The sequence below is a fragment of the Clostridium sp. UBA1056 genome (assembly GCA_002316385.1).
Taxonomy (GTDB): domain Bacteria; phylum Bacillota; class Clostridia; order Clostridiales; family Clostridiaceae; genus Clostridium_J.
On record DCDL01000011.1, the window covers coordinates 8,881 to 11,128 of the forward strand.

2 protein-coding genes are annotated in these 2,248 nt (G+C 31.8%); both read right to left on the reverse strand.

The features are described 5' to 3' along the window. Positions 1 to 149: 149 nt before the first annotated feature. Positions 150 to 1,157, reverse strand: a complete 1,008-nt coding sequence (gene ruvB / locus B3W71_RS03850) for a Holliday junction branch migration DNA helicase RuvB (protein ID WP_346887622.1) — start codon at positions 1,155 to 1,157, stop codon at positions 150 to 152. A gap of 52 nt (positions 1,158 to 1,209) precedes the next feature. Next, positions 1,210 to 1,803, reverse strand: a complete 594-nt coding sequence (gene ruvA / locus B3W71_RS03855; RefSeq protein WP_346887623.1) for a Holliday junction branch migration protein RuvA — start codon at positions 1,801 to 1,803, stop codon at positions 1,210 to 1,212. Positions 1,804 to 2,248: the final 445 nt, after the last annotated feature.

Below are 2,248 nucleotides of genomic sequence, written 5' to 3' on the forward strand. Positions count from 1 at the left end.
TTGGTCTATTATTTATTTTCACATGCCTTAATTACAACATAATACTACAATCTATTTTTATATCCTACTATATCTATTTTGTATATTCATAAAAATTTTTATAACTTTTATATGCATATACTATGAACTTCTTATTTATATTACTATTTCTATAAAAGATGATCCGGAATAACTCTCCCTAAATGGTTATAGGCTTTTTTAGCTGCTATTCTCCCTCTTGGAGTTCTCACAATAAACCCTCTTTGGATAAGATAAGGTTCATACACATCTTCTATGGTACTTACCTCTTCCCCTATAAAATAGGATAGAGTTTCAACCCCTACTGGCCCACCATTAAAGTTATCTATTATAGACTCTAGTATTTTATTATCTAATCTATCAAAGCCTTCTTTATCTACTTCCAAAAGCTCTGCAGCCTGTTCTACCATATTACTATCAATTATATCTATGCCTTTAACCATAGAGTAATCTCTAACTCTTTTTAATAGTCTATTGGCTATTCTTGGAGTTCCTCTAGATCTCATTCCTAGACTTAAAGCACCTTCATTATCAATTTTAACTCCTAATATATCAGAAGATCTTAAAATAATTTCCTTAAGCTCATCATGATTATAATATTCCATCGAGCATAGTACTCCAAACCTATCTCGTAAAGGTGCTGTCAAAAGTCCTACTCTTGTAGTTGCTCCTATTAGCGTGAACTTAGGTAAGTCAAGTCTTATAGATTTTGCTGCTGCTCCCTTACCAATAACAATATCTAGTGCAAAATCCTCCATAGCAGGATATAAGATCTCTTCCACTGATCTATTCAATCTATGAATTTCATCTATGAATAATACATCATTAGTATTTAAGTTAGTTAATAGTGCTGCCAAATCACCAGCCCTTTCTATAGCTGGTCCAGAGGTAATCTTTAGATTTCCTCCCATTTCCTTTGCCACTATATTAGCCAATGTAGTTTTTCCTAGTCCTGGTGGACCATATAAAAGTACATGATCTAAAGCCTCATTTCTCATCTTTGCAGCTTTTAAAAATATATCAAGCTTACTCTTAACTTTTTCCTGTCCTATATATTCCTTAAGACGTTGAGGTCTTAGGGAATATTCTACTTCCATATCTTCCTCAACAATATTAGATGTAATAAATCTATCTTCCATAATCCCCCTCCTTAATTATAAAACTCTTAAAAGTCTAATATCTATAATCTTGCTATCCCATTAAAATCTTTAAGCATTGCTTTATGATCTCTTCAACATTCTTACTTCTATCGGCTTTTTCTAATGCCTTTTCTGCTTCTTTATCAGAGTATCCAAGAGCCATAAGTGCTCCCACTGCTTCTGATAGTTTTTCATTATCTATATCAATTGGATTGATAACTACTCCATCTTGTATAGCTTCTCCTAAATTTATCTTATCTTTAAGCTCTAATATAATTCTTTGGGCAGTTTTTTTACCAATGCCTGGTGCCTTGGTTATTAGTTTATCATCATCAGTGATTATAGCATACTTTAGTGTTGAAACATTAGCAATCGACATAAGAGACAGAGCCGCCTTAGGACCCACCCCATTAATTGAAATAAGAAGATTAAACATGGATATTTCTTCTTTAGTTAAGAAACCATAAAGTCCAATAAAATCTTCTCTTACAATTTGATGAGTGTAAATCTTTACTGGTTGATCTATTGCTGGCATATTAGAAATTGTACTACCTGATGTAAAAATCTTGTATCCAATATTGCCACATTCAACAACTATATATTCCTTCCCTATAGACTTAAAAATTCCTTTTATATACTCATACATGCCTTTATCACCTATCTCTTTATTAAACTATGTACTAGCTTTTTATTATTTTATATACACATTATTTGCAAATTTAAAATCATATATATTATATACCTATATATGATTATATTAAACTTAAATTGTTAATTATATTACCTTATAGCGATAACTATAATGTACATCTCCATTAAGGCATCTTCAAAAAATAAATAAGTCAGAATGCTCATCTATTTTGTGTTATCTGATGACTACCCGTTCTAATACTCCCATCTTCTTTAAAGTGGGAGTAAAGAGCGGCTACGACCATAGATAACGATTTCCCCTAAAGGACAACGAATTCTAAGTATTAAAAATACTGATACTAAGAATTCTGTTAGTAAGCTTCAGTGGGATAAAAACCCCCTCTGAAGCAAAGAACTCTGTTTGTACTGCGTTATCAGAACCCTTAGATAGTGCTACTATC